This is a genomic window from Echinicola vietnamensis DSM 17526 (assembly GCF_000325705.1).
Lineage (GTDB): Bacteria > Bacteroidota > Bacteroidia > Cytophagales > Cyclobacteriaceae > Echinicola > Echinicola vietnamensis.
Map to the genome: position 1 here is coordinate 4,669,942 of NC_019904.1, position 23,884 is coordinate 4,693,825.

Annotated in this window: 12 protein-coding genes; 2 read left to right on the forward strand and 10 right to left on the reverse strand. The window is 45.2% G+C overall.

The genetic code is table 11. The features are described from left to right. Window positions 1-17 precede the first annotated feature (17 nt). The 9 genes from ECHVI_RS19000 to ECHVI_RS19040 all read right to left on the reverse strand — a co-directional run bounded on the left by ECHVI_RS19000 (window position 18) and on the right by ECHVI_RS19040 (window position 20,336). Window positions 18-2,324: a GH92 family glycosyl hydrolase gene (locus ECHVI_RS19000; RefSeq protein ID WP_015267656.1), complete on the reverse strand. Its 2,307-nt coding sequence runs from the start codon at window positions 2,322-2,324 to the stop codon at window positions 18-20. A gap of 391 nt (window positions 2,325-2,715) precedes the next feature. Continuing rightward, on the reverse strand, window positions 2,716-4,125 hold the full coding sequence (locus tag ECHVI_RS19005) for a sugar MFS transporter (protein ID WP_015267657.1): 1,410 nt from the start codon (window positions 4,123-4,125) through the stop codon (window positions 2,716-2,718). Window positions 4,126-4,290: 165 nt separating this feature from the next. Continuing rightward, a complete protein-coding gene (locus ECHVI_RS19010) occupies window positions 4,291-5,190 on the reverse strand; it encodes an ROK family protein (protein ID WP_015267658.1) in 900 nt (299 codons plus the stop codon). 32 nt (window positions 5,191-5,222) lie between these two features. Then, window positions 5,223-7,517: a GH92 family glycosyl hydrolase gene (locus ECHVI_RS19015; protein WP_015267659.1), complete on the reverse strand. Its 2,295-nt coding sequence runs from the start codon at window positions 7,515-7,517 to the stop codon at window positions 5,223-5,225. A 1,409-nt stretch (window positions 7,518-8,926) separates the two neighbouring features. After that, on the reverse strand, window positions 8,927-10,555 hold the full coding sequence (locus ECHVI_RS19020) for a RagB/SusD family nutrient uptake outer membrane protein (protein ID WP_015267660.1): 1,629 nt from the start codon (window positions 10,553-10,555) through the stop codon (window positions 8,927-8,929). A gap of 12 nt (window positions 10,556-10,567) precedes the next feature. Then, a complete protein-coding gene (locus ECHVI_RS19025) occupies window positions 10,568-13,636 on the reverse strand; it encodes a SusC/RagA family TonB-linked outer membrane protein (protein WP_015267661.1) in 3,069 nt (1,022 codons plus the stop codon). A gap of 682 nt (window positions 13,637-14,318) precedes the next feature. Continuing rightward, window positions 14,319-15,353: a LacI family DNA-binding transcriptional regulator gene (locus tag ECHVI_RS19030; RefSeq protein ID WP_015267662.1), complete on the reverse strand. Its 1,035-nt coding sequence runs from the start codon at window positions 15,351-15,353 to the stop codon at window positions 14,319-14,321. Window positions 15,354-15,627: 274 nt separating this feature from the next. Beyond that, complete coding sequence (locus ECHVI_RS19035) at window positions 15,628-17,232, reverse strand: SusD/RagB family nutrient-binding outer membrane lipoprotein (RefSeq protein WP_015267663.1); 1,605 nt, start codon at window positions 17,230-17,232, stop codon at window positions 15,628-15,630. 2 nt (window positions 17,233-17,234) lie between these two features. Beyond that, window positions 17,235-20,336 carry a SusC/RagA family TonB-linked outer membrane protein gene (locus tag ECHVI_RS19040; protein ID WP_015267664.1) on the reverse strand — a complete coding sequence of 1,034 codons (3,102 nt, stop codon included), beginning with the start codon at window positions 20,334-20,336 and terminating at the stop codon, window positions 17,235-17,237. Between the two features lie 575 nt (window positions 20,337-20,911). Here ECHVI_RS19040 and ECHVI_RS23770 point away from each other — a divergent pair. Both ECHVI_RS23770 and ECHVI_RS19050 read left to right on the forward strand, forming a co-directional pair. Then, on the forward strand, window positions 20,912-22,273 hold the full coding sequence (locus ECHVI_RS23770) for a DUF6600 domain-containing protein (protein ID WP_015267665.1): 1,362 nt from the start codon (window positions 20,912-20,914) through the stop codon (window positions 22,271-22,273). Between the two features lie 357 nt (window positions 22,274-22,630). Next, window positions 22,631-22,810, forward strand: a complete 180-nt coding sequence (locus ECHVI_RS19050) for a histone H1-like protein Hc1 (RefSeq protein WP_015267666.1) — start codon at window positions 22,631-22,633, stop codon at window positions 22,808-22,810. 192 nt (window positions 22,811-23,002) lie between these two features. Here ECHVI_RS19050 and ECHVI_RS19055 read toward each other — a convergent pair whose 3' ends face one another. Then, window positions 23,003-23,668: a 3-keto-disaccharide hydrolase gene (locus ECHVI_RS19055; protein WP_052331501.1), complete on the reverse strand. Its 666-nt coding sequence runs from the start codon at window positions 23,666-23,668 to the stop codon at window positions 23,003-23,005. Window positions 23,669-23,884 lie beyond the last annotated feature (216 nt).

The window sequence follows — 23,884 nt, forward strand, 5'->3', positions numbered from 1 at the left end:
TTAGGAATTGCTAAAGATTAATCCTTGGAAAAAATCTTTTTATTCGGCCTTCCCTTCATAATAAATGTCAATTTGCCACCTTTCATAATATCGGCATGCCGGATAAAGGGTTCGTGCAGCTCTTCACCGTTCAAAAGCACCTTGCTGACATACTGGTTTTTCTCTGATTGGTTTTGTGCTTCTACCGTAAATGTCTTGCCATTTTCCAGGTTAAGGGTGGCTTCTTCTACCAACGGACTGCCCAGGGCATACTCCACTGATCCTGGGGCCACCGGATAAAAACCCAAGGCACTGAACAGGTACCAAGCACTCATCTGGCCAAAGTCATCGTTTCCGCCCAGTCCATCCGCACCGGTTTGGTACATCGCCCTAAGGATCATCCTGATCTTGTCGTGGGATTTCCAAGCTTGGTCGGTCCAGTTGTAAAGGTACACCACATGGTGTGAAGGCTCGTTTCCGTGCACATAGTTGCCGATGATGCCTTCTCGGGAAATATCTTCTGTATTGGCAAAATACCTGTCCGGCAGGTCCATGCTGAACAAGGAGTCCAGATGCTCCACAAAACGATGGTCGCCGCCCATCATGTTGATCATCTCTTGGGGAGCATGGGGCACGTAAAGGCTGTAATTCCAAGCATTCCCCTCGATAAATCCTTGCCCATGGGTATCCAGCGGATCAAAGCCCTGCTTCCAGCTGCCGTCCTTGAGCTTTGGCCGCATAAACCCGGTCTGCTGATCGTAGACATTTTTGTAGTTCTCTGCTCTAGCGGCAAACTCCCGGGAAATGGATGCATTGCCTATTTTGTCCGCCATCTGCGCGATGGCCCAGTCGTCGTAAGCATATTCCAAGGTTTTGGAAACAGAAGCCCCGCTGACATCTTCCGGCACATAGCCCTTTTCCATATAAGCTCCGATGCCGTCAAAATAAGCTGTCTGGGCCGTGGTCACGGCTGCATCCAGCGCATGGGCCAAATCAGCAGTCACCGTTTCTTTCACCACGGCATCTGCAATCACCGAAGCACTATGGTAGCCGATCATGCACCAGTTTTCATTGGCATAATGCGACCATATCGGCAGCATCGGATGGACACTCTGATCGTAATGGGCCAACATGGATTTTACCATGTCCCTGTTCCGGGCAGGCTGCAGGACATTGAACAGCGGATGTAAGGCCCGGTAGGTATCCCAAAGGGAAAAACTGGTATAATTGGTGAAGCCTTCTGCCTGATGGATATTCATGTCCAAGCCACGATATCGCCCGTCCACGTCTCCATAAACCGTCGGCCCCAAAAAGGCATGGTACATGGCCGTGTAGAAATTCACCTTGTCGCTTTCCTGGATGGTTTTTACCTGAACTTTATGCAGTTCCTTGTTCCAGCTGTCCACACCTGCTTGGTGAATGGCATCAAAATCCCATCCCGGTGTTTCGGCTTGCATGTTTTTGATGGCACCGGCCGTACTTACGGGTGAAATGGCCATTTTGGCGATCAGCTGCTCGCCGTCCTCCAAGTCAAAATCAAAATAGGCACGGATCTTCCTACCGGCAATTTCTGGGAAATTTTCGGATTCGTTAAACCGGCCCCAAAAGCCTCGATAGGCTTGCTTTTCATCATATTTGCGGTTGCCGTATTGCTTGATCGGCTTGTCAAAGGAAAGGGCAAAAAACACTTTCCGCGTCCGCGCCCAGCCGGTGGTTTCGCGAAAACCTGTCACCAGCGTGTCATTCTCCTCCCGCATAAAGGTCCAGACATTTTTGTCGTCATAATTGTAAATTCCTGCCATCAGGTCCAAAATCACATGGGCATCCTCTCCCTGGGCAAATGTATAGCGGTGTACGCCTACCCTGGTGGTGGCGGTCAGCTCCACGTCGATGTCATAATCATCCAGCGTTACCTGATAATACGCTGGAGCGGCATGTTCACGATCATGGGAAAACCGGGACCGATAGCCCGAATCAGGGTCGGCTTCGGTGCCGGGATTGAGCTGTAAAGGCCCACTGGTCGGCATCATGAGAAAATCCCCCAAGTCGGAATGTCCCGTGCCACTGAAATGGGTATGGCTAAAACCGACGATGGTGGCATCATCATATTGATAACCGGCACAGTAGCGGTATACCTCCGGATTATAGCGGCCGTTTACCTCGTAGGGAATCGTATCGGTATCCGGACTCAGCTGCACACTGCCAAAGGGAACCGTAGCCCCCGGATAGGTGTGCCCCATTTTAGCGGTACCAATCATGGGATCCACGTATTGGGAAAGGTCTTCTTGGGCTTGGGTGCCCCAAGCTAAAAAGCCCATTAGACTCGTTAATAGTATCTTTTTCATTGGGTTTGCTATTCTTTAGTAATCAAAAACACTACAAAATTTATCATTATGTAAGTAAAAAGGATAAACCATTCCTCTCCGAGCTAGTCGCTTCATTTATCCATCACGGGGATTGCAAATCCCCTCTCACGAATTCCTGATTTCAAACCAGGAACAGTCTGATAAGGGTCCATGAGCGTAGCCGAAGGGCCCCTATCGGGAATCACCCCCTAGAATTTGCAAATGCTGATGGACAGCATAATGGAGTCAGAGACTCCAAGCTAGCCAGTGCTGGGGCAGAGACCCAGCACCACCCGGTAATCTAAAACACTGCAAAATTTATCATAACCTACGTCAGAGGTAGCTAGTAGCTAGTATCAAGTAGCTAGACTTAAGACTCAAGACTCAAGACTCACCCCTCCTCTACCCGATATCCTTTCATACCGTAAAAAACAATATACAGATAACAGGCCAAAGGAACCAAAAACGAAAGCTGCACACTCCCGCTGATGTCCGCCAATAGGCCCTGCAGCAGCGGTACAATGGCGCCGCCAACAATCGCCATGACGAGCAGTGAAGATGCTTGTGCCGTGTATTTGCCAAGGCCCTTAATGGCCAGGGAAAAGATGGTCGGAAACATGATGGAGTTAAACAAGCCCAAGGCTACAATGGACCATAACGCCAACTGTCCCGATGTCAGCAGGCCGATAACCAATAAGCCTATGCCTGTAATGCCAAAGAGCCATAAGGTCCGGTTGGGGATAAATTGTCCGATGATGATCACGACAATATTCAGTCCGATGAACGCCAAGGCATAAAGAGCCATCTCTCCCCCGTACACATAATAGATGGTCACATATGATATCGCTGTAATCGCTCCTATAATGAGAAAACGATTCAAATTGTGCTTAAAATCCGCCAAGGCTACTGCTCCGAAGAACCGCCCTACCATGGCTCCTCCCCAGAAGAGCGCCAGGTAATGGCTGGCCTCTGCTTCATCCAGCCCTGCAATTTCCGGCAGCCGGGCGAAGTTGATCAAATTACTTCCCACGGTGACTTCTCCACCGACATAGGCGAATATAGCTCCGATTCCAAGCATCAAATGTCGATGCTTCAAGGCTCCGCTATCCGAGATGATCACTCCTTGCGAGCCTATTTCCGGTAATTTAAACAGCTTGAAAATTAAGGCAATCAGCAACAGGGTAAGCGCCAAAGCTACATAAGGCATTTTCACCGAATCGGCACTGATGTCCACATCCCCTATGGCCCCGAAAATTAGGTACCCTCCTATCAATGGCGCAATGGTGGTCCCCAGCGAGTTAAACGCCTGGGTCATGTTCAATCGGCTGGAAGCCCCCGAAGGCTTTCCCAAGATGGTCACATAGGGATTGGCAGCAATCTGCAAGATCGTAATCCCTGATGCCAGCACAAACAAGGCAAACAGGAAAAAACCAAAGCTGACCAAACTGGCGGCAGGATAAAAAAACAGGCATCCCACGGCCGAAATCACCAAACCCAGGATGATGCCATTTTTATAACCGATCCTGCCAATAGGATCGCCTTTGGTGATGGATATCAAATAATAGCCAAGTGAAATAAAGAAATAAGCCCCAAAAAAAGCCGTCTGAATCAGCATGGCCTGCCAGTTTTGTAGGGTAAATACTTGCTGTAAATGGGGAATTAGGATGTCATTCATACAGGTGATAAATCCCCACATAAAGAACAACATGGTAACCAAAAACAATGGTCCCAAATATTGCTGACCTGAATCAAATTCTACGTTGTTGTCCTCGGTCTCTTTAGAAATGGTAACTGACGCCATGGGCTTATTAAGTTATTGGGTGAATGGTATAAATGGAATTGGTTTTATGTGGTAAAGACTCTTTATTAAAGCGGGCAGCAGGCAGGGTTTGGATACCGCCTGCTGCCCGCCATGTCCTGTTTCCGTCCTTTCAGCCGAACAAGCGACTGGTGGGATCAAGATTCTTTATTGGCCATTGGAACCGGCACTGCCATTTTCCTTTTGGACTTTCCAGCTGCATGCGGCACCGATCAGCGCTGCCTGCTCACCCAGTTCGGTAATCCTGATAGGTGTGGACAGGCCAGCATGTTCCAGTTCTTCCTTTACCTTGGGCAGAAAGAGCTCTTCCGCTTTGGTGATGTTTCCCCCTAGGACGATGACCTCTGGAGATTCCTTTTGAATGAAATCGATGAGGAATCGGGCCAGGTTTTCCCCAAATTCTTCGAAAATATCCGCAGCGTATGCCTTGTTCTCTTCCTTAAGGGTCAGCTCCCGAACTTCGGTAATAGCTTTCCCCGTTTTCTTTTGATAAGCTTCCACGAACCACCTTGTGGAGACAAACTCTTCCACGATACTTCCTTGGAAGGGACTGCACCATAGCGCGGCATCTTCAGCAAAATGCCCATGGTAACGGGAGCTCCCAAGGCCGGTGCCCAGGGTAAGGCCAATGGCATGGTCAAAAGAACGGGCAGCACCGCTGGCCACCTCGCCCTGTAGAAAACAAGCCGCATCATTTTCGAAATGAATGCTTGTCTCATCACAGCCCAAAGCCTCTGCGAGCATCTTTTTCACCTCCAAACCATATAGGGAGGTGTATTTTCCCTGCTGCTCGATCAGCGAGATTCCATTGGGATAATCAAATGGCCCCGGCATCGCGATGCCAATCTTCAGGTGCTGGACGGAATAACCGGGAATGGCTTCAATGGCTGTTTTCCATTCTTCGATAATGGCCGCAGCACTACCGGAAGAATCCACTTCCCTTCTTACTAAAGAGGCCTCATCCAACACATTGGTATCGATGTCCACCAATCCAGTGGTTATATGAGACCCACCGATGTCTACTCCTACTACTTTATTTTTGTCCATCTATGATCGTTGCTCTTGTCGTGATCGGCCTTTTACTCGTTTGAAAGTGAAAAAGGAACATCATTTTTGCTAGTACCTCGTTTTTTGTTGGGCTTGGCTGACATGTCAAAGTCCAACTGCGCACCTTTCATCAGTTCCTTGTGGCTCAGCCAATTTTTTGAATAGCTTTTGCCATTTACTTTTAACGCATCAATGTACCGGTTTTGAGCACTGTTTTCAGGAGCATTGATCACCACTTCCTCGCCGTTCTGAAGGGAAAGGGTGACCTGCTTAAAGAGCGGTGCTCCAATGACATACTGGTCGGTCCCGGGGCATACAGGATAGAAGCCCATCGCAGAGAATACGTACCAAGCAGAAGTCTGTCCATTGTCTTCATCTCCGCAGTAACCATCAGGGGTAGGCATGTACATGCGGTTCATGGTTTCCCGCACCCAGTGCTGTGCCTTCCACGGTTCCCCGGCGTAATTGTACAGGTAAATCATGTGCTGGATCGGCTGGTTTCCATGGGCATATTGGCCCATATTGGCAATCTGCATCTCCCGAATCTCATGGATCACACCACCATAATAGCTGTCGTCAAACACCGGCGGCAATGAAAAAACCTTATCCAGTTGCGCTACAAAATCCTCGCGGCCTCCCATCAAGTCAATCAATCCCTGCACGTCGTGGAAAACTGACCAGGTATAATGCCAGCTATTTCCTTCCGTGAAAGCATCACCCCACTTGAATGGGTTAAATGGTGCCATAAATTCACCATCTTGGTTTTTGCCTCGCATCAGCTTGGTCTCAGGATCAAAAAGCTTCTTATAGTTCAAGCTTCTTTGTTTGTACAGCTCTACCTCTTCTTTTGGCTTGTCCAACGCCTTGGCCAATTGATAAATGGTAAAGTCGTCATAAGCATATTCCAGTGTCCTTGCAGCGTTTTCATTGATGCCCACATCGTAAGGCACATACCCGAGTTCCTTATAGTATTCAGCTCCAGCACGGCCCACAGCAGTCAGCGGTCCGGCATTATTGGCGCCATGGATGACCGCCTCGTACAAGGTTTCAATATCATAATCGTAATCTCCTTCGTATTTTAAGAACGCATCGGCTACCACAGAAGCAGAATTATTGCCCACCATGACATTCCGTAGCCCAGGGCTGGCCCATTCTGGCAGCCATCCACTTTCTTTGTAGGCATTGGCAAGGCCTTCCTGCATCTGGGCATTTAGCTCCGGATACATCAGGTTTAAGAATGGAAACAAAGAGCGGAAGGTATCCCAAAAACCGGTGTCGGTAAACATATAACCCGGCAAGACCTCGCCGTTATATGGACTGTAATGCACCACGTTGCCATCAGCATCATATTCGAAAAACTTCCTTGGAAATAGCAATGAACGGTAAAGGCAAGAATAAAAGGTCTCCATCTGGTCTTGGGTGCCGCCGGAAACCTTGATACGGCCAAGCTGTTCATCCCATGTTTTCCTGCCCAGCTCCTTTAATGCATCAAAATCATGACCGCCAATTTCTTGTAAGTTGAGGGCTGCCTGCTCATAGCTGATAAAAGAAGAAGCTACTTTAGCATTGACAATTTCCCCTTTGGTGGTTTTAAAACCGATGACAGCCCCAGCATGATTAGCCTCTGCTTCCAGGGCATCCTGAAGGGCATCGTCTTTGAAGGTTTTGGTGAAGGTAAACGCCTTGTCAAACTCCACTACAAAGTAATTGCGGAAATTATCCGGTACGCCACCGCTGTTTCGTGTCGTATAGCCAATAATTTTGCGCTCCTCGGGAAGTACTTTCACATAGGATCCCCTATCAAAAGCATCCAACACCACAAAGGCACTGTCCGTGTCTGGGAAGGTAAACCTGAACCGGGCAGCCCGTTCTGTAGGCGTAATCTCCGTGGTCACATCATGGTCGGCCAGGTAAACGCTGTAATAATAGGGCGTAACCGTTTCGGCCTTATGTGAAAACCAACTTTGACGCTCTTCCTCTTTAAATACCGGCTTACCGGTAATGGGCATAATGGAAAATTGGCCATAATCATTCATCCATGGGGAAGGCTGGTGGGTTTGCTTAAACCCTTTGATTTTGGTGGCATCGTACATGTATGCCCAGCCATCTCCCATCTTTCCGGTCTGGGGTGTCCAAAAATTCATCCCCCATGGCATGGCAATAGCGGGGTACACATTCCCATTTGATAAACTATAATCAGAATCCGTTCCCATGAGGGGCTTGGCATAATCCACAGGATGATCCACCTGCTCCACCAGCTCGGTTTGCCCATAAGCCGTCACGGCCAAGGTCATCATCGCCAAGGTCTTGATCCAAAATTTCTTCATTGTATTATTGATTGGTTATTTAGTTAGTTGTTATTTGATTTCTCGGAATGGATTTTTGTACTTTTTACCTAATCCAACCCATCGTTACAAATATATTAGCTAAACGTTAAAAAGCTAAACCCTTTTAGTTTTTATTTTTGATTAATTTATAGGGTATGGATTTTGATTCTAGCATTAGGTATGAAGTACACTCGACAGCCAGCCCCAAAAGGGCGACACATTCTTAGCTTTTGGTTCCTATTTGGCCACGAATGAACACTGATAAACACAGATAGGGTGCTTATGAAATGGCAAATCTGTGTACATCCCTTTTATCCGTGGCTTACGTGACCTAAAAGTTTACGATGCACATGCCTTTGGCTATGGTGAGGGCTTCTCGGCAAAGCTTGGATTCTTACAGTCCGTAGATAAAATGCCTTCCGTCTAAGGAAGCTGCCCTTGGAAATATTGCTTGATCTCTGGTGTTATGCATGATGTAAACTCGAAAACCAGAGGTTGTCTCATAAGTTCTCGTCATTGCGATTCCGATGGATATCGGAAGAAGCAATCTCGTCATACGTGCAATGAAAGTACATCGAGATCACTTCACTCCGCTCGTGATGACGGATTATTTATTTTTGAAACAACCTCGACACATTCTTAGCTTTTGGTTCCTATTTGGCCACGAATGAACACTGATAAACACAGATAGGATGATTAAACCATTGCAAATCTGTGTACATCCCTTTTATCCGTGGCTTACGTGACCTAAAAGTTTATGATGCACATGCCTTTGGCTATGGTGAGGGCTTCTCGGCAAAGCTTGGATTCTTCCATTTCATATCAGAAATATTCCTTGATCCCTGGTACTATGTATGATGAAAAATCGAAAGCCAGAGGTTGTCTCATAAGTCCTCGTCCTTGCGATTCCGATGGATATCGGAAGAAGCAATCTCGTCATACGTGCAATGAAAGCACATCGAGATCACTTCACTCCGCTCGTGATGACGGATTATTTATTTTTGAAACAACCTCGACACATTCTTAGCTTTTGGTTGCTATTTGGCCACGAATGAACACTGATAAACACAGATAGGATGCTTATGAAATGGCAAATCTGTGTACATCCCTTTTATCCGTGGCTTACGCAACTTCCCGCTAAAACCCATTCTTGCGGATGGAGGAAAACCATCGTTTGAACGGTGTGAAATCTTCTTTCATAAGAACATGTCAGCATTCATCCCCCAGAAATAATGCATAATGACGCCCAACCGTGCATCAATGGCCAATTTCGATAAGTTCATTAGCAATAAAAATAGCCACAGACACACAGATCGTGAATGGTCAGCGGTGCCTTTTGGGCAACTTCCATCATTCATCTGTGAATCCGTGGCTTTACTATAGTTTGTTCAGCTCCTTACCCAGGCTTTTTACTGGTTATAACCAGGGTTTTGCTCAAGGTTCGGGTTAAGGGCGGTTTGCACGTGAGGAATCGGGAACAATTCTCGATTGGGATCATTGGTCGCCTCATGATCCCACCAGCTTCCCTGGGTAAATTCTCCAAAGCGGATCAAATCCGTCCTTCTTTTTCCTTCGAAGATAAATTCCCTTCCACGCTCTGCTAGCAGTTCATCCAAGGTCAGCGTAGCGGTGGTATACTGCTCATTCACCCAGTCGGCCGCTGTAAATGCCCGTTGTTTGCTGGCATTGATCAGGTCCACTGCTTCCTGCGTGGCCGTACCTCCATTCTGACGCATGATGGCTTCGGCTTTGTTAAAGTAAAGCTCTGTCAGCCGGTAGATGATATAGTCATTTTCCCAGTAATTCTCATCCTCTTTGGTACCGGACCGGTATTTGTTAAAGCGCGCCCCACTGTTTTCTTCTCCCTCGGTCATGCTGCCTTCACCAGTGGCACCTTCACTGTTTCTACGGATGGTATTTACATATGTAAGCGGCTGTCCGTCGTACTCTTCAGTCCCGAGTACTGGTTCATTGGTGCCGTATTTATACTGCGTGCCAAAAAGAAACCATTCCTGTTTTCTAAGGTCATTTTCAGCGTATGCGTCAAATGCCGAAGGAATCACCACAAAGGCATTCCAGCCACTGAAGGTCACGTCCCATACTTCGGACATGTTGCTGTAGCCCACATAAAAGCCTCCCCAGTTAAATTCAAAACCTCCTTTTCTACTGAAGGCAAACTGGAAAATATTCTCAGGAGACATATGATTGGTATTGTTAAAAGGCCCTAGGATATCGGGATCCAGCTCCATGGTGCCCGTCAGGCTTCCTCCTTCACCATCGATGACCTTATCACTGTATTCGATACACTTGTCATACATGGCCGTACCGGTCCACTTTTCGGCATTGAGGTAAAGCTCCGAAAGCATGGAATATCCAGCAGCCTTGGATACACGCCCTACCAACTCTTGGGACAGTGGCTGTAGCAATTCCACATTATCAAGCAGCTCCTGCTCCACAAAGGCGAATACTTCTTGTCTTGTCGCTGACGGTGGATTGATGGGTTCGCCCACCGTTGTCACGATCGGTACATTTCCCCACATGTCCATGATTTTCAGATAATGATAAGCCCGCATCACACGGACTTCTGCCAATAGGGATTGCTTTTCTTCTTCCGAAACGCCCGCCGCGGCAAAATCCACGCTTTCCAAATCAGACAAGGCAGAATTCACATAACCCAAACCTGCCCACATCAGCGACCATGCTGATCTTAACCGTGGTTCTTGTGAGGTCCAGGTATGATAATGTAACCTGATATGGTCACCGCCATCATATCCGTGTCTCCCCTTTTGCGGCCAAGCCACTTGATCCGCAGCCATCTCGCCATGATAATAATAACCGCTTTGCCCTGTCGGGGCTAACCAAGCTTGCATGTGGGTGAATGGCCGAAGCACCCCTTGCATGATTTCAACTTTATTGTTGTAAAAATTATCTTTTGATAATTCACTGTATATCGTTTCATCCAAGTCCATACAGGATACTGTTCCCAATATCGCTGCCGGTGCAAGGATTCCTGCTATTTTATTGATGTATTTTTTCATGATTTCCTCGCTTTAAAATCCAACTTTTAGACCCAGTGCAAATGATTTTGTTCTAGGATAGAACCCTCGGTTATCGATTCCGGTGTTCAAGCCAACATCCTGAAGTTCAGGGTCGATCCCAGAATAACCGGTAATGGTCAGAAGGTTTCGACCGGAAGCATACACACGCAGGTTTCTGAGGTATGGGCTGTTAAGGGTGAAATTATAGCCCAAGGTTACGTTGTCAAGCTTTACAAAGCTTCCCTTTTCCAAGTAATAATCGGAATACTGGGGATCATCGTCCAGCTCATCGTGCGTGGTGATAGCACTCTCCAGCAGGTTATTCGGCAACCATCTTTTATTGCCAAAATACAGGTCCTTGGTATTCAAAATATCAAATCCAAACTTGCCTCGGAAAAACAACGTCAGGTCAAAATTCTTATAGGTAAAGGTATTGTTCAATGAAGCCATGTACTTGGGAACACCATTACCGATAATGGTAAGGTCTTCGGTGGTCATGTCAGCTGTGCCTCCGACCGAACCGTCGGCTTTATAAAATTGCCACTTCCCGTCTTCCGTAAACCCTGCAAAGCGCTTACCATAGAAATTACCAATGGCTCCACCCTCTTCCACTCGTATGGCATTACCCAAGTTTCCGGGACTGGGCAGTCCGCCTTCCTCGATCCACGAAATGGTAAAGACGTCATTGGAAAGTGAATTCACCTTGTTCCGCTGGGTATTGGCCGTCAAGTCTGCCCGCCAGCTAAAGTCACTATTCTGAATCAATGTGGAAGTCAGGTAAATCTCTATCCCTCTGTTATTGATACTTCCCACATTGGTCAGTAGCGAGCTCCGCACAAATGGCGGTTGCTGGGCGGTATAATTGTAGAGCAAATCGACCGTCTCTCTATTGTAAAGATCCAAAGATCCCCCTAGCTTATTGTTAAAGAGCAAGAAATCAAATCCCAGGTTCCACTCTCTCTTTTTCTCCCAGCGAAGGTCTGGGTTAGGGTTTCGGGAAGCCCCATAGGTCTGATAGAAAATCCCCTCTTGCGGATAAACCCCTCCGGTAGAGAGCGTAACAATGGAATTATAGTTGCCTATCCCCTGGTTACCGGTAACGCCATAGCCAAGCCTTACTTTCAGGTTATTTACCGCTGTACTGTTAGCAAGGAAACTTTCTTTGGTCAGTTCCCAACCTACGGATACAGCTGGGAAATTCCCCCATTTGTGGTTCTCCCCAAAACGTGAAGAACCCTCTCTCCTGATCGTTGCCTGAAGGAAATACTTCTCGTCAAAGGCGTAACTTGCCCTAGCGAACAAGGCAATCAAGGTATTGTCTTCCTTGAAACTACCCATTCCCGGACGGGGAAGTTGAGTATTGTTAATGGCACTACCTGCGCCGAGATTCCAATCCAGAAATCCATCAGTGGTAAAGCCATTGTTGTTTACATTGAAGGTTTCTGTGGAAAAATACTGATAACTATAGCCTCCTACGACATCCAATGAATGAACGGAGTCGAATATCTTCTTATAGTTCAGCGTTGACTCAAAGGTATTGGACCAGTTAAGGTGGTTGAATTTTGACGCATAGCCCATTCCCTGATATTGGGAGGTCGGCCGGTTGGCAAAATCATTCATGGACTGGTAATACCGATCGTTGTAAGTGTTTCTCACATAAGCACCGAATGCAGATGCGGTTAGCCCTTCTATAATGTCCAAAGACAACCTGGCATCTCCAGAAAAGGTTTGTTGATTTCTTTCACTGATTCTATTGGCATACCGGGAAAGCGGATTATAGTTGTTATAGGCTTCAGTTTCTACAAAGGACCCATCCTCATTGAAAATAGGCGCCGTTGGGTTTCGCTGAATGGCTTGCTCAAAATCTCCAGAGCTACCGCCCAGCATGTTTGCCTTGTTGAAGTTAGTGGCAATATTTGCCGCCAAGGTCAACCGATCATTTAGTCCTGTTTGATTAAAATTGATCCTTCCACCAAATTGCCTACGACTGTTTTCCCTAGCGATTCCTTCTGCATCATTAAAATAGAAGGACGCACGGTAAGATGAGTTTTCGCCACCACCGGAAGCTGCAAAGTTATGGTATTGGCTCAGGTTCTGCTTATTCAGCAATCGTTCATAGAGATCAGTAGAGCTACCCAAATCATTGACTTCGTCCATCAATCCTTGATCAATTAGTTCTCTGAACTGATCTGCAGTAAGGAAATCTGGTTTCCTATCCACATATTCCCGTTGGAAATAGGTCGAATAATCGAACCGGGATTGCCCTGCCTTCCCTTTTTTGGTGGTAATTAGAATTACCCCTGCATTGCCCCGGGTACCGTAGATGGCTGCTGCGGACCCATCTTTCAGCACATCAAAAGAGGCAATATCATCCTGCTGAAGCAAATCCAAACTCCCGCCGGGAATTCCATCAATCACAATCAACGGACTGGTCGTACCCACTAAAGAGGTCAAGCCCCTCAACTGGATATCTGTGGATCCATTGGGGTTGTTTCCTTGGGGCCTGTTAATGTTCAGACCGGCCACTTTACCCTGGATAAGCTCCATTGGCGACCGCATACCGCCCTGTACAAAATCATCTTCCTCCACATTCGCCACTGCTGAGGTAATTTCCCGCTTTTTCTGGGACCCATAGCCGATCACCACAAATTCCTCCAGTGATTCGGTATTGGACGTCAGTTCCACATTCAGGGTCGATTGGCTACCCACCGGAACTTCCTGACTGGCCATCCCGATAAAGCTAAATACCAATACCGCCTCATCAGAGGCGACAGATATCTTGTAATTGCCATCGAGGTCGGTCACGGTACCATTGGTCGTTCCTTTTTCTAGGATGGAAACCCCGGGAAGAGGCTCCCCAGACTCGTCAGTCACGGTGCCGGTGACTTGCTTGGCGGTAGTTTGAAAAAACGACATGCTGGCTGACGTGCTGGACTCATCGGTTACAAAAAACGTTTCTTCCGCATGTGTGACGGAGCCTAAGGCTCCTGAAAATAGCATCATTAAAATGCCTCCTTTCACTTTACGAAAGCTCATGCCTGTGCCGCTAAGGCGACGAACAGCTGGTAACTTTTCTTTCATTTAACTTTGGGTTTTAGGTTATCAACTAACTATTAATCTTCTGCCTCCAAACTGTACATTTTCATGAAATGCACGGAAAGGACTAAGCAAAATCTACTTTAAAGCTAAACCCTTTTAGTATAAAAGCAAAGTCGATTTAGTAGTACGTATTTCTACTAATTTTTTGGGTGAGAAAATCGCTGCACGAATACGGACAAAAAAAGGCCATTGACAATCTCAAAAAAACTGTTTGCACAATTAGTCCAAAAATCCTATTTTTTCATTTATTAATTTCAAATCCATCAACATAGATTATTTCTATCAAATCAACGACTTCATTAAAAAAACCATTAAAAGCCCTTTAAATAGTTGAAAACAACAAAAAATCGTTTAAAACAAAGCGTAAAGGATCTTACTATTTTATTCAAAAAAAAATTAAAAAAACATTTTTCTAAGTAGTAAAAAGTAGTCTTGCTAACAACTTCAGCAATAAGTGTTAATTCAACAATTTTTAATCAAAATAAACCAAATTACACTCCGAAAAGTCATATCAGAAAACCGTACGCAAATCAATCGTTTAATAATATTCAACCTCATCAGGCAAAAAATCAGACTACCTTATATCCTATAATCATAAAAAGCACACGCTTTACCTGAAAACAGCTAGAGCAAATTCATCACTGAAACCCCACCCTTTCTACCTCTAAGAAGTCAGCTTTTGGGTAGATTCTCTTTCTTTAAGGGATGCCTGTAAGACGATTTGATGGGATGTTCTTTCTTCTTGAGGGGTATTGATCAATTTCAGCATAGATTGGATCAGGCCCCGTGCAATTTCTTCCTTGGGTTGGACGATACTGGATACTGAGGGAGTATTGAACTTGAAAAACTCATTATCATCAAATGCAATCACGGCCAAATCTGCAGGAATTTTCTTTCCTAGCTGTTTGATCACCTGCATTCCCTTCATGGCCAAGTAATTGGTAGCAAAGAACACGGCCTCTAAATCACCGTTGGATTCGAAAAACGCCGTCATGGCATCCTCTGTTTCCTGAGAAGAATAAGTATCATAAGGGATTTCCAAAATCTTGGGATCGATGGCTTCTTTTTTGCACATCTGTACGTAAGCCTCCCTCCTCTCATGCATCTGCGATTGGTCGGAGTCAATGGTTACAAAACCGATTTTTTTCAATCCATCTTTCAAGAACAAATCCAGTCCTTGCTTTGCTCCTTGGTAATTATCGATCACCACATAGCTGCAATCTACCTCCGGAAGGTATCGGTCAAAAAGGATCAACGGATTCCGGTCCCTAGACAATTCGGACAAAAATCCAGCATCCATTCCCACAGGTGGGGTAAGGATATAGCCATCCACTTGCAAATCCCTAAACATACTGATCAAGCCCATGGTTTTGGCCGGGTCATTATTGGTGCTGGAATAAATGATCTTATAGCCATCCTTAAAGGCTTGGTCTTCGATCATCTTGGCAATAGTCGCAAAAAATGGATTCGAAATATCCTCTACCATAAACACAATGATATTAGACTTTCCTGTTCGTAGACTTTTGGCCAGCTGACTGGGCTGGTAACCAATTTTCTTCACATAAGCCTGAACCTTATCGATCAGCTTTTGGCTAATCCTATTTTCTTCTGCCTTGCCATTCAACACAAATGAAACGGTGGTTACTGAAATATTTAGCTCCTTGGCAATGGCTTTTATGGAATGTTTCTTTTTTTGCATTCTTAGTGGTTATACGAAAACGATCTCCCTACTTCTAGGGATCATAAAGTTGGGGAACCGTCAAATATAATGGATTCTTGTGTTTTTTTCGTGATCAACTGCCCTTGAGTTGTGCGAAAATGGTTAATTGGGACACTTCGGATAAAGGTAGTTGAATATAAGGTATTCAGAAGTTTGATAAAAATTTTTACAAAGATTTCATCCACTAAAATAAGGTTGCCCTTAAAGAAGGACAACCTTACTTACTTATCTAAATTTAAGGTAATGTATCCCGTTAGTTTCCTTGATCCCACCAAACGGTCGTTGTCCATGTGTCACCGCCCATGTTGGAAATGGCATCATTTAGGCTTTGGGGATTCGTGGTTCCTTCAGAAGAAGGATAAATTTGCCTGCGCGGTATCTCGCCATTGGAGAAGTTTCCGGTATAATTCACAGGTGTAAGCATCGGGTAGCCCGAACGCTTCCAGTTGTTCCACGCCTCCACAAAATTGGCAAACAGCCCCGTAGTGGCCCAAATTTGCTCATTGATCATTTCCATGGCACTTGCTGTCGAACTCATATCCAAGGCATTGGCCTGCACATAAGCATTGGCCTCAGCACTGGAGACCATTCCTCCACCAAATTTCCCAATGGAGGTCATCGCTCCCAATACCCCAGCTTCATAATGCTCTGCGGCAGTTCCAGGCACATTATAGCCCCTTACGGCTGCTTCAGCCAGTAACAACTGCACCTCCGCATAAGTCAGGAAGAAAATCGGTGCGTCCCTATCCCGGTAGATGGCGGTAGGCCGGGAATAGTTCCCAATGGGAGCCACATCGTCTCCTTCACCTGTTCCCCCTGGATAGTTTGGCTCATTTTTTATATCGGTAGCTTGACCTTTAAGGTCATAACCATTGGGCATGCCGATTTGCACAGCCGGATCATTGTTACCGACCACATTGCCGTTCCTATTGGCCGCAAGGCCAGCTGGGGGAACTTCAGCAATGACCGGCAAACGTGGATCATCCATCATTTTCAAGTAATCAATCATCTCTTTAGACCACCGTACTTCATAAATATCATCCTGTACATTAAGGGCATTCGCACTGGAATTGGAATAGCCGTTATTCTGATCCGAATACATCAAGGCGTCGTCCGCAGCAGAAGCAAAAACTCCACCGGCGACCGCCTTTTCGACGTAACTTTGGGCGGACGCAGGGTCTACAGTCACCATTCTCATGGCCATTTTCAGCATCAAGGAATAACCAAACTTCTTCCATTTGGCAATATCGCCTCCATAGATCACGTCATTGGTAATCTCATCACTCCCTGTGCCCAAGGTGTTGATGGCATTTTCCAGGTCTGCCAACATCGTCATGTACAGGGCCGACTGCTGGTCATACTTCGGCTGGGTAACCCCTTCTTGTCCCTGCAGGGCTTCGGTATAGGGGATATCGCCATAGATATCCGTCACAAAAGACAAGGTCAACACCTTCATGATGTCCCCAACGGCATTGAGGTTGGTCATTCCCTTGTCCATGGCCAATTGCTGCATCTGATTGATCCTGGAAGAGGCTTCGTACCCTAAGTTCCACACACCTTGGATGTAATTATTGGTACTCCCCGAGATGACATACTTGTCTGCATTGGAGTAATAATTGGCTCCTCCTGTGGACGTAGAGGCCAACACCTGTACCCACATACTCTGAAACAGAATCGAACCGGTGTATCCCGTTACCATGTTTCCATAATTGTAGGACACGGTCGGCAAAATCAGGTTGGGATCAAAGAGGTCGCCGTCCGCCTGATTAGGATCGGTATTGATCTCTTCAAAATCTCCATCACAGCCGGTGAAAGCCACTAACAACCCTACCAGCATTAAACTTATATATCTTTTCATGATCAATTCAATTTAAATTTAAGGTTAAATCCGTATGACCGGGTGCTTGGCAAACTGGTCCCTTCGATACCTGTATAGTTGATATTGGAACCAAAGGAAGCTTCAGGGTCGATGTTTTCAGCATGACGCATCAAAATGGCCAAGTTTCTGGCTACCAATGACACGTTAAGCCCTTTGACAACAGGCGTATTGGCAAACCACTTGGCAGGCAACGCATACCCAAGGGTCAGTTGCCTTAGCTTGATAAAGTCACCATCCACTACACTGGTACTGGTGACGTTTTGGGCCAGGGACTTGTAATAGTCCTCTGCGGATGCCGTTTCTCCATTGGTGGAAATACCACCTTCTCTTCCCACCAAGGTGTTTTTATGCAAGCCCCTCCAGGTGGAATAATATTCCGTCGCGGACAGCACCTTATTACCAAAGCTATAATCGATCAAGAATGAAAACGAGATCCCGTTATAGTTGAAGGTGTTGTTCCATCCACCATAGAAAGTGGGCAGGACAGATCCCCAATTTTTGAGTTCTCCTCTTACTGGCAAGCCAGAATCATCCACCATGATGCTGCCATCTTCATTATAGGCATAATCATAGGCCCTGATCTGCGGCCCGGATTCTCCCACGACGAAAGCCGTCACAGCATTGCCTAGTGTAGCCCTGTTTTGCCCCAAGGTAATAGGGTTATTGTCCGGTCCTGTACTGAGCACCTCATTTTTTACACTGGTCATGTTAACGGAGGTGTTCCAGGAGAACTTGGTGGTCTGGACAGGCACACCTGACACCAACACTTCCAATCCTTTGTTGGACACAGACCCCGTCGCTACCACGCCACTGTTAAATCCAGAGGTAATGCTGTAAGTGGCATTCATGATCTCGTCATGGGTAGTCTTGGTAAAGTAGGCAATGTCAAAGCTCAACCTGTTTTTAAAGAAGCTCAAGTCCAACCCGAGTTCTACCTCATCCGTGGTAAACGGTTTCAAATCTTTGTTTGGTAAAGAAAGCGGTGCTGATCCGGCAGGAACACCATTAAAGGCGTTGGCAGAGCTGTAGTAAAACTGCGTCTGGTACGGCTGGGTAGGTTCTCCACTCGTCACCGCATAGGATGCCCTGAATTTCCCAAAGTCCATGGCATCGATATTCAGCAGTCGATCAAAGACAAACGCCAGGGTTACCGATGGCGAAAAGATACTGTTATTCTCTGGATTCAATGTACTGTAAACATCATATCGACCAGTAGTGGTCAAGGTCAGAAAATCCTTGTACCCAAAGCCTAGGGAATAGTAAGCCGAATGCACCTCCCGCTCTTGGTAGGACAGCGTATTATTGTTCCTGTTGAATATTTCGGTATTATAAGGAGAATACAGGTAAGGCAATACAAATCGGCTACCACTCAAACCAATGGATTCGAATTTATTCTTACGCATGTTTACCCCTGCGAGGGCATCCATTTCTATGTCCTCCGTCAAATCTACAACAGCCCCGAAAATACCGTCAATATTAAGTTCAGACCGGGTCGACTGGCCACGATTGTTCAGTGCACCTTGTAAATCTGCTGTATAAGCAAGTCCGTAAGGTTCCACGGTATTCACTTTGTCATTGGAAACGTCATTTCCCACACGGACCATCGCATAAATATCAGGAGTAAAGCTGTATTTGGCCGATAAGGCCGAAATGGTACGGTTTCTTTCCAAGTCGTTGATCCCTTTTTCGGTAATGAAGTAAGGATTGGTCACATAAATATCATCACTGAAGACCGTCTCCGCTCCCGTTTCAGGATTATATCCCGGAGCGAAGATATTATGGTCAATATTTGGGGCCAAGAACAGGAAGTTATTGGGGTTTCTGGGGCCATCACTCAGGTAGGGAATATTCGTCGATAGCTGATTGACATAATTGACCATAGCGGTAACATTCAACTTATCGGTAATATTTTGATCTACATTCAGGTTAATGGTCTTTCGATCCATTCCACTATTAGGGACTATGGAATTGGCATCGAGGTTAGAGAAGGACAGCCTGAACGACCCGTCGTCACCCAAACCTTTTGATACCGAAACGGTATTGGTGAAATTCGTCCCTGTCCTGTAAAAATCAATATAATTTTCACTGGCGGGAGCATAAGGATAATTGTTTCCATCAAAACCAATCACTTGACTGCCATCCATCATGGCTCCCCATGCCAATCTCCCTGTAGTCTGTGCATCAGCGGCGGTGGTAGGCTTTAACCCGCCAGTTCCTTGACCATAAACGTTTTGGAAGTCTGTAAAGTCTACCGCTTGCTCTGCCATAAAGTTCATGGTATAATCCAAGGACCAGTCTCCTCCCTTTTTACCGGCTTTTGTGGTAATGAGAATCACGCCATTAGAAGCCCTTGAGCCATATAATGCCGAAGCGGCCTGTCCTTTAAGCACCGTCATGGATTCAATATCATCAGGGCTGAGGTTACCGATGCCGTCACCGTTATCACTACCGCCCCATTGTCCGGCCGATCCACGTTGGGTATTATCCATTGGGATTCCGTTTATAACGTATAAAGGAGAACCTGTACCACTGATACTGGGCAATCCTCGAAGGGTAATCTTCGAAGTACCTCCCGGCCCACTGCTTGTCCCCTTTACGACCAAACCAGCCACACGGCCGGCCAAGGAATTGGCCACGTTCGTTTCCCGCGCCTGATCCAAGGCCTCGCTACCTACTTCTGTCACAGAATAGCCTAGCTTCTCCTTTTCCTTGCTGATGCCCAGGGCGGTTACGACCACTTCGCCCAATTCTTCCGTATCCTGGGACAAAGCCACATCGATCGTGCTTTTGCCTTGAACAGGCATTTCTTGGGAAGTATACCCGATAAAGGAAAATACCAATGTGGCATTCTCTGGAACATTATTCAGCGTGTAATTACCATCTAAGTCCGTGGAAGTCCCTGTCGTAGTGCCCTTTCGAAAGACATTCACGCCAGGTATTGGCTCTCCACTATCTGCATCTGTGACCGTACCTGTAATGGTCTTGGCCGGAGATGAACTCGAAGGTGATGGGGTCTGGGCCATTGACATATAGTGCCCTCCCATCATTACCATGATCATCATGGTCAGTAGAATTTTTCTCATTTGAATATAGGGTTTTAGGTTAAAATGATTAAGCAAAAAGGTCTTCATCAGACCAAGTTAAAATACCCTGGGTATTTTTCCGGTCGCAAACAGGGCAGTTATATTGGGTTATTTTCTTTCTTTGGCACGCCCGCTTCATTTTAGGATGATCGGACTATTAAACATTTAAAAAGGGTGATTTGTTATTTTTACGGTTTTTTTACTTGTTTTAATAAATATAGACAATTGGCAATAAAGACAAAACTGTTAATTGTTTTTTTATCTTACAACAGTTTAAAAAACTATTAATTACTAAATCACAGGTATAATCACTTCTATTTTTCACAAAAATCACATACTTATATTAAATTTTACAGTTATCCCTCCTTAATTAATCAATACTTTTCTATGAACACGATTGTGTTTTGTCAAGACAAAAAAATAACAAGTATTTAAAGCCTAATAAATCATTTTAGCCCTTTATGAATAATTCTACCCTTTTCAAATTGGAACGGTTTTAGCTTTAGACTATTTGAACGCAGCAACAGCTCGTTTAACCAAACCAACCTATTATTTAACTCTTAATCCCATTAGTTATGAATAAAATAAGAAACATAAAATGGATCGGCATAACGCTGATAACGTGTTTGGTTTTTGTAATGAATACCAAAAAGACACAAGCAGAAACACCGATGGGAGTATCGTTTCAGGTTTTCTATGACGAATTATCTCCTTATGGTGATTGGATAAATGACCCCAGACACGGTTATATATGGTTACCGTATGTAGACAGGGATTTCCATCCCTACGGGTCTAATGGGCATTGGGCCATGACCGAATACGGAAACACGTGGGTATCGTATTACGATTGGGGATGGGCTCCGTTCCACTACGGCAGATGGCTGTATGATGATTATTACGGCTGGGCATGGGTACCTGGATATGAATGGGGACCTGCATGGGTCAACTGGAGAACGGGCGGAGGATATTACGGCTGGGCTCCTTTAGGACCAGGAGTATCCATCAATGTCTCCATCAATTTACCAAGCTTTCACTGGGTATTCGTTCCAAGGACCCGATTTATGAACCGACACGTTTATCGATATTATGCCCCTAGGCGAAATATTGTAAACATTTATCATAATACCACCATTATTAACAATACCGTTGTATATAATAATAATCGGTATGTGGGCGGACCTCATAGACGTGATATCGAACGGTATAGCAGACGATCAGTCGATGTCTATAGGATAAACTATTCCAGAAATGCTGGCCGTGCGTCCTTATCAAGGTCAAGAAACACCCTAAATGTATACAGGCCTGATTTAAGGACGGCCAGAAATGACAGGGGCGTCACGGGTAAACCCCAAAGAGTCACTTCCCGTGAACAAGCAAGGACGAGTCGCGCTAACACGACCAGGTATAATTCCAATGCCAGGTCCCGTTCAAACAGTGCGTCCCCTTCCAGAGGACAGCGAAGTGGATCGAATGAAAGAGCAGTTTCTCCATCTAGGCGTTCCACAAATTCGACCTATGACAATAGAAGTACCCCTTCCAGGAGGGAGCAAAATAATGCTAGGAGTTCCACAAGAACTGGAAATACTTCTCGTGAAATGGCTAAGCCCACGAAAAGCAATAGTAAGTCTTATGGAAGATCATCCTCTGCCAGCAAGCGATATGAATCGCGTTCTAACAAAGGATCCAGTGCCCAAAGCAGATCGGCCAGGCCTACGAACAACAGGGAATCCATGCGCAAATCCACTGGTTCCAGGAGCCAATCTTCTAGGCCTACAGCAACACCTTCCAAAAGCCGAAGCGGTTCGGCTGTCAGTAGAAGTAGCTCAGGCAGCTCTTCTAGGGTGAGTAGGTCATCAGGTTCATCTTCTAGCAGCAGAAGCAGGTCTGGAAGCTCCTCCCGTGGGGGGAATAGCAGATCAAGAGGTAATAATGAATAATATTATTGAAATAGATTTTAATGTTAGGTGATAGATTACTGAAAAGCACGACCGGAGGTCTGGTTGTGCTTTTTTTCTTTCTAAATGGTAAACATGATGCCTCAAAAGTCAATCTACCCACACTAACTCGCAGACTTTGAGCTAATTACATATAGAAACGTAAAAAACCTGATATAAGTAAGCAGGAAAGGGCTTTTACTTCCATGTTAAATTTTACTAAAAAACCCTCTAAAATGGACAAATAAGCCGAATAAAACGATTAAATTAAATGCTAAATGTCGTGAAAGGGCTATTGAAAACTAAATAAACTCCCTATATTCACGTTTTTAATGACATAAACTTAAATAATTTAACACTATGAGCAGATTCACAGAAGTAAAAGAACTAGTTGATTCATTGGAAGACGATTTCGCCAAATTCTACGAAAAAGGTAACAAAGCTGCTGGCACAAGAGTTAGAAACGGCATGCAAGCGATCAAAACCCTTGCTCAAGATATCAGAAAAGAAGTAACTGATATCAAGAATTCAGGAAAATAATCTTCTTGCTATTTTTAATAGCATGAATCAAATAAAAACAGCCGCTGATAAAATCAGCGGCTGTTTTTTTGTAAGAATACACTATTGACGGTAGTCATGTATACTTCTTCTTGATCACTCAATCCCAAGTAAATTAAAGTGCGTATTCTCTATTCATCACGGTAATTTCATAAAAGGGGGAATTCCCATCAATCATAATTCCTTTATTTCTATATTCCGGAACTTCACTACAGAGCCATGACCAAGGAAGCCAATATGCCCTTTGTCACGAGTTAATCCAGGATGTTCTTTTCCGTCCAAAGTTCCTCCTGCACTCGCCTTGGCGATATTCCCTTTGAGGATCGTATGCCCATTTAAGATCACCTTTATTTTCTTTCCTTTAATGGTCACTTCTTCACTGTTCCATTTTCCGACAGGATTCAGAAAGCCTCTTTTGGCTGGAATCACGCCATATACCGAACCGTGATACTGGTATTCATGCAAGTCAGCATATTTCTCTGCACTATTGTCCAAAATCTGCAGTTCCATTCCCGCATATGCTGCATCCCCTTCTAAGGGAGCCCTAATGCCTAATCCATTGTTGGCTCCTGGAGTCAATAAAAACTCAAACTTTAAATGGAAGTCACTGTACTCCTTTTCTGTATATAAATTTCCACCACCTCCATTTTCCGGATTAATAACTAAGAGGCCCTCTTCTACTGAGTAGGCCTTTTTATTCCCCACCCAACCGTCTAAGTCTTTTCCATTGAAAAGGCTTACAAAGGCCTTTTTAGGTGTAAAACTGATCAATACAAAGCACAAACAGCAGGTCAATACCGCTAGGAAAGGTGGTTTGTTAAAATCTAAATAATCACGCATCTTTTGTTTTTTAAAATAAACATTCTGAATCATATATAGTTAGCAAGAAAATTCAATCTATCCCAATCAATATGAGCATAAGGCGATCTCCCTTACTAGTTTATCTGTTGATTTCACCTTTTCTGTAAACAATGATACTCCATGTTGTGGAGTATCATTAAAATCACGATCCACAGCAGTGGATCGTGATACCTGTTTTTGATTTTGAAAGCCCTA